Raw genomic sequence first — 6,305 nt, 5'->3', positions numbered from 1 at the left:
CCGCCGCTCTCGCCGAGTGGCGCGGTCTCTGCGCGGCATAAGGGACAGCGTCACTGTCCAAGCTGAGACGAGTTAGAATTCCTCTGCCAGCACCCTCCCGATTTCAAATAGCGGGCCGGGCGACTCACCAATTGGCTACCCGGCAATCCAAAATCTCTTTCAGCGCAATCGTAGCACCAGCCCCACTTGGAAAGCCATTGTCAAGAATCTGTAAGAAGAAAGCTCCCTTGTTCCGGCCAGTCGACCGCCGGCATTGTATCAAACTCGCGGCGGTAGCGAATGGCCGGTGGGGTGAAAGCTGCAATGCAGCGATCTCATACTGGACGGACGGCGGCAGAGGGCCGATCACTCCAAACGATGAAGGGTGACCGGGCTGTGCACGCCCGGCCACCCTCGCTCCCGCATGGGGAGTGTCGGTCAGGTCGTGTCTCGGCTATCCAGCCGCTTTTGAAGCCAGTCCAGCACTTCGTCCTCGACCCATCCCACTCTGTTGGGACCAAGGATGATCCGCCTAGGGAATTTCCCGGCCTTCTCCAGCCGTGCGATGTGTTGAGGTGAGTACAGAACCAGCTCCTTCAACTGGCGCTTCGATAAGATCCTCATCGCGATCTCTCCATGTTTGAAGAGCATCGCGATGCCCTAGGTTACGACAATACCCAGGCTGGAAAAGCATATGGGGTGGCCCACTCGGTTTCTAGCCATAGCTGGTCGTCCGTGATTTTCCACCGCTCTAGCGTCATGCGGCGATTGCCGGCGTTTGATATTTGAGAGAGCGGGCTCCAAACCACCGGATGGCGGCCAGGATCAGCGCGCAAATCAACCTCAGCCAGCGGGCCAGGAGGCGCATATTGTGGCCGGCGGCGCAGAGGAGGACGTTGATCGCCTCGCCTCGCCTTCGGCTCCGGCGAGGTGGTTTCTTTCGAGAAGCCCATCGTCCTTCATGTGACCGAGGCCGCGCTCGAAACACCCTCAGCCGCGGTCGATATAGCGCTGATCAACGTAGCGCTGCAGCTGCGCCAAGGATAGGTTCATCGCATCACTCCGGAATCCCACGCCAGGACCATCGGATATCATGTCGAAAAGGCCAAGCATCGCGGAACTCCGGGCACCGTTTGTCGGGCGCTGGCGCATCGTCGAGGCGGATTGCTACGATCGCGACTATCTCGATCTCGCCGGGGAAGCCTGCCTGATCGTGCCGCCGGAGGGCCGGGGCGAGATGTCGTTCGGCGCTTTGATCGCCGGGCTGGATTTCAGCTTTGCGCCGGGAGCGCTGTTCTTCGACTGGCATGGAGCCGATGAGTTGGACGAATCCGCTGGAGAGGGTGTCATGGAACTGACCGGCGAAGGGAAAGCGGAAATCGAGTTGGGATACAGTTACGGTGATGCCGCCGTGCCGCAGGCCATCAAGATGCTCGAACCCTGAGGCTGGCCGATTGTCCCACGCAATGGAGGATATATCGCGCATTAGGCGCAGGTTGGCCGAACTGGAAGCCGAGAAGCGACGGCTTGAGGAGGAAATTAATGCGCTTGAGGCAGCGCAATCCGCGCCACCGCCCACCGATCCCGTGCAAACCGACCTCTCGAACCAGGAGAAGATCGGCATTTTTCGCGACCTGTTTCGTGGCCGCGAGGACGTCTTTCCGGTGCGGTGGGAGAACGCAAAGTCCGGCAAGTCGGGCTACGCCATTGCCTGCCGGAATGAATGGGTTAGTGGTATTTGCCGCAAGCCCCAGGTCAAATGCAGCGAATGCGCGCACAAGGCATTCCTGCCGGCAACAGACGATGTCATCCGTTTCCATCTGTCCGGCAAGGATGCCCGCGGGAAGCCGTTTTGCGCCGGCGTATATCCGATGCTTTTGGATGAAACATGCTGGTTTCTGGCCGCCGATTTCGACAAGGAGGCCTGGCACGCGGACGTGACCGCCTTTGTTCAAACCTGTATGGAATACGGCATACCCGCCCATGTCGAACGATCCCGCTCCGGCAATGGCGGGCATGTCTGGGTTTTCTTCGCCGAACCAGTCTCGGCTGCCGACGCGCGCAAACTGGGCGCCTACCTGCTCACGAAGACAATGGAACGCTACCCGGAACTTGGGTTTGAGTCATATGACCGCCTGTTCCCAAGTCAGGACACTTTGCCCAAGGGCGGGCTCGGGAATCTCATCGCCCTGCCATTGCAGTTTTCTCCCAGGCAGTTGGGCAACAGCGTGTTCGTGGACAAAGATTTCCGGCCGCACCGGGATCAATGGGCGTATCTGTCGACGGCCGAGCGCGTGTCGGCCAAAGGGCTGGGTGCCTTCTTGGCTCAAATTCCCAAACAGGACTCCGTGATCGGGTTGCCGTTTCCGGAAGACGAAGAATTTGAAAAGACACCTTGGGCTATGCCGCCATCCCGTACGCCCGCCCTGCCGGACCTGCCGTCGTTGACATTGCCGGAAAGGCTTCAGGTGGTGCTTGGCGACCAGATCTACATTCGGAAGGCTGGCTTGGCGCCATCACTGCGCAATCGGTTACTGCGTCTGGCGGCGTTTCAGAACCCTGAATTCTATCGCGCCCAGGCGATGCGTCTGCCGACTTTCGGCAAGCCTCGTGTCATCGCCTGCGCCGAGGATTACGCAGATCACATTGCACTTCCACGCGGCGTGCTTGGCGCTTTGCAGGATCTCGCAACAGAAGCAGGCATTTTGCTGGAGGTTGATGATCAGCGATACGGTGGCGCGCGGATCAAGACGCGCTTCACCGGGTCCCTTACGCAAAAACAAGACTGGGCCGCCAAGGCGTTGCTGGCAGAGGACGCGGGCGTTTTGTCGGCCACGACCGGTTTCGGCAAAACGGTGTTGGCAGCGTCATTGATAGCCAGCCGGGGCGTCAACACGCTGATACTGGTTCATCGCCGCCAGTTGTTGGATCAGTGGTTGACCCGGCTGGAAACCTTTCTTGACACCTCGAATACGGCCATTGGCCACGTTGGTTCGGGAAAGCGGAAGCTATCGGGGAAAATTGACGTGGCCCTGATGCAAAGTCTGGTCAAGCGCGGCGAAGTTGACGACTGCGTGGCCGACTACGGCCAGTTGATCGTGGATGAATGCCACCATATTTCGGCGGCCAGCTTTGAACTCGTCGCGCGGCGCAGCAAAGCCAGATATGTACTCGGTCTGACGGCCACACCCTATCGCAAAGATGGCCATCACCCGATTATCTTCATGCAATGCGGTCCGGTCCGCTATCGGGTGGATGCGAAAGGCGAAGCAGCGACACGCTCCTTCAACCATTCCTACTTTTCACGACCGACGGAATTTCGATTGCCCTTGGGGGAAGGGGCACCACCAATCCAGAGCATTTATCAAATGCTTGCACGAAACGAGGTGAGAAACGACCTGATCTTTGACGATGTTTTGCGTGCGTTGGACGCCGGGCGCAGCCCGGTCCTCCTGACTGAACGGCGCGAGCATGTGGCCTATTTCGCCGATCGCTTCAAAGGCTTCGCCAAGAACATCATAGTGCTACAAGGCGGTATGGGCGCAAAGCAACGCCAGGCCGCCTATAACGCCCTCAAAGACGTGCCGGAAAAGGAGGAGCGCCTTCTGATCGCTACCGGGCGGTATCTCGGAGAGGGATTTGACGATGCCCGCCTTGATACATTGTTCTTGACGATGCCGGTATCCTGGAAGGGTACGCTGGCTCAATACGCGGGCCGCCTGCATCGGGAGCATCACAACAAGAAAGAGGTCGTGGTCGTTGACTATGCCGACTTGAATGTTCCAGCCTTGGCCCGGATGCATCAGAGGCGAACCAGCGGCTGCAAAAACCTCGGATACTCGATCGCATCTGAACTCCCGTGGGAAATCGCTGGCAAAGGAGCTTGACGCCTTCGCTTCAGGTCCCTCAGGATTCGCTTTGGAGATTCTGCTCGGCAAAAACACGAGGACTCGAACCTCTGAAGTGAATTTGGTCCCCGGGTACGGGTGAGGGTACGAGGGATTTCTCGAAACTAGATAAATATTTGATTACAATACTTTAAATGTCAAATGCGAGTCCTCTCCTGGCACCACTTCTCCCTGTGATCGATTCCTGTAACGCACGGAAGACGTGGGCTTTTTTGCCCCGTTTCCGGGTTTGGTGCCTGTCGTGGCCGGGCACAGCCCGCCATCGATTTGCGGGCAGCGTCGCCTTGTAAGTTTCGGGCGCGACGAACGGCCCCCGAGCGCCCCCACGTGCCATGGATGAAGCTCAGCGCTTTCCGCAAGCCCATCGCTGGAAAGTCCTGTCGGGAACAAGCGCAATCAGCCGCGTCAGCACCGCCGAAAGCAGCAGGGCGTAGGCGACCCGGCCCAGAAGCACGCTGGTGGGGTCGGCGCCGAGGGCGATGGCCACCGCGGTATCCTCGATCAGGCCGTGGCACAGGCTCATGAACATCGTCGCGCGGAAGACCTGGCGCCGGTCGAGCGTGCCGTTGCGGGTTTCGTGCAGGATCAGCCCGCCGCCGTAGGACAGCCCCAGGATCAGCCCGACGACCACGATCGGGGCGGCGTCGCGCGGCAGGCCGGAGGCGCGCAGCGCGGGACTGACGAGGGTGGCGAGGGGGCGTTCCAGCCGCAGCCGGGCCACGATGCGCATCAGCACGACGAGGCCCAGGAGGATGACGAACATCCATGCGAGTGCCTGCGCAGTCTCGCTCAGGAAACTCGGCCAGTCGGCGCTGCGCGCGGCGGGGATCCAGTCGGGGTCGGCCGGTGCCTGGAGCCAGCCGGTCGCGGTGAACATCAGGTGGAGCAGGGCGGCGCAGGACAGCCCGGCAAACAGCCGCCAGCAGGCGGAGACGAGAAAGCCGGTGCCGGCCTTCTGCACGATCCGTTGCTCCACCGGCAGGGCGTGCGCAAACAGCAGCACGGTCCAGAACACGGTGACCTGCGCGGTGGTCAGCGCCTCCGGCGGGACCAGCGCGTAGAGCGCCGCCGCGCCGCCCCAGATGCCCCCGAGGATGCCGGCGAGGCAGGCCAGCGCGAGCTCCGGCGGCAGGCCGAGGGCGCGCATCACCGGCGCGAAGACCGGGGCGGCGGCGTCGATCCAGCCGAGATCCTCGGCCAGTTTCACCGCCAGCAGGATCGGCAGGACGATCTTCACCAGCGCCCAGTAGAGCGATGCGGCATCGGCGACCACGGTGCGGGCGGTGCGCAGGAGGTCGACCGGCGACAGGCGCAATGCGCCGCCGGCCGAGCCCGCCTCGGCGCCCCGGTCTGCCTTTGCCGAGCCGCCGCCCGCGCCCGCCGGTCGGGACGCCGTAGACCGGTCGTCTGTCCCGGTCGTCATCGCGAATGCCTCCAATACGTCTCCTGCCGCGCGAGGAGAGTTGCCACCAGTGCCAAGATCACAGAACGGCGGGCTCTGCCACCTGTCCGGAAGCTGGCATGCCACAGACGACGCTGGCAGGTCGCCCGGCGCGCCGGGTTGGTCGCGGCCGTCTCAGCCGATGCCGGCCACAGCCACGATGCGCGTGCGGTCGATATGGTCCGCCAGCAGCGCCAGGGCCGCGTCGATCTCGCCCTGCCGCAATTCCCGAGCGATCTGGTAATGCTCTTCGAAGCTGGCGTCGCGCCGCTCCACGTAGGGCGAGGTCAGCGCGGTGCGGACCGTGGCGATCCGGGCCTCGGCCAGGTCGAACGCGGTCGTGACCAGCCGATTTCCGCAATACTCGAAGAACGCCCTGTGAAACGCCGTGTCGGAATGCGCGTAGCTCTGGAAGTCCTTTCTTTCCAGTTCGGCCTCCATGTTTCGCACGATCGCGTCCAGCCGGTCGCACAGGGCCCCGCGCGAGGCGACGACCGACATGCGGATGGCTTCGCGCTCCAGCATCTCACGGTAGGCGCAAAGCTCTGCGATGTCGTCGGCGGTGGGGTCGAAGACGAAGCTGCCGCGCTTGGGGCGGACCTCGACGAGCCCCTCGAACTGCAGGGCCGACAGCGCGTCGCGGACCGGCGTCCGGCTGACGCCGTAGGCGGCCGCGAGCCGGTCTTCGGAGACGCTCTCGCCGAAGGTGAATACGCCGTCCACGATATCGCCGCGCAGCCGCTCGGTCACGAGGTCCGTCAGCGAGCGGGGTGAGGGAATCTTGCCCATGTTGCCCTTCATCCGATCCGTCGCCCTTTCTGTTTTTCCCGACGCCCGGCCGCGCTCCGGACCGAATCGCGGCGCTACTCCAAGCCTACCGGCACAGGTCTAACCGGAAAGACGCTGAATTGCAGGTGTTTATGGCGTGTTGCATGTAAGAGTGTCATGATGTATGTAACATATAACATCAGGGGGGA

Annotated in this window: 5 protein-coding genes; 2 read left to right on the top strand and 3 right to left on the bottom strand. The window is 62.1% G+C overall.

The features are described from left to right. Positions 1 to 417: 417 nt before the first annotated feature. On the bottom strand, positions 418 to 603 hold the full coding sequence (locus P1J78_RS01625) for a helix-turn-helix transcriptional regulator (protein ID WP_275565570.1): 186 nt from the start codon (positions 601 to 603) through the stop codon (positions 418 to 420). A gap of 469 nt (positions 604 to 1,072) precedes the next feature. On the opposite strand from P1J78_RS01625, the gene P1J78_RS01620 reads away from it, so the two are divergent. Both P1J78_RS01620 and P1J78_RS01615 read left to right on the top strand, forming a co-directional pair. Further along, positions 1,073 to 1,423 carry a hypothetical protein gene (locus P1J78_RS01620; protein ID WP_275565560.1) on the top strand — a complete coding sequence of 117 codons (351 nt, stop codon included), beginning with the start codon at positions 1,073 to 1,075 and terminating at the stop codon, positions 1,421 to 1,423. Positions 1,424 to 1,475: 52 nt separating this feature from the next. Continuing rightward, positions 1,476 to 3,866 carry a TOTE conflict system archaeo-eukaryotic primase domain-containing protein gene (locus P1J78_RS01615; protein ID WP_275565559.1) on the top strand — a complete coding sequence of 797 codons (2,391 nt, stop codon included), beginning with the start codon at positions 1,476 to 1,478 and terminating at the stop codon, positions 3,864 to 3,866. 364 nt (positions 3,867 to 4,230) lie between these two features. Here P1J78_RS01615 and P1J78_RS01610 read toward each other — a convergent pair whose 3' ends face one another. Both P1J78_RS01610 and P1J78_RS01605 read right to left on the bottom strand, forming a co-directional pair. Continuing rightward, entirely contained in the window at positions 4,231 to 5,310 is a 1,080-nt protein-coding gene (locus P1J78_RS01610; RefSeq protein ID WP_275565558.1) for a nucleoside recognition domain-containing protein, read from the bottom strand. A gap of 153 nt (positions 5,311 to 5,463) precedes the next feature. Next, entirely contained in the window at positions 5,464 to 6,117 is a 654-nt protein-coding gene (locus tag P1J78_RS01605; RefSeq protein WP_275565557.1) for a GntR family transcriptional regulator, read from the bottom strand. Between the last annotated feature and the right edge of the window lie 188 nt (positions 6,118 to 6,305).

It is taken from the genome of Psychromarinibacter sediminicola, assembly GCF_029168335.1.
In the GTDB taxonomy this organism is placed as follows: domain Bacteria; phylum Pseudomonadota; class Alphaproteobacteria; order Rhodobacterales; family Rhodobacteraceae; genus Psychromarinibacter; species Psychromarinibacter sediminicola.
Note: the sequence above shows the minus strand (reverse complement) of the source record. Positions and strands in the feature narration are given on the sequence as shown.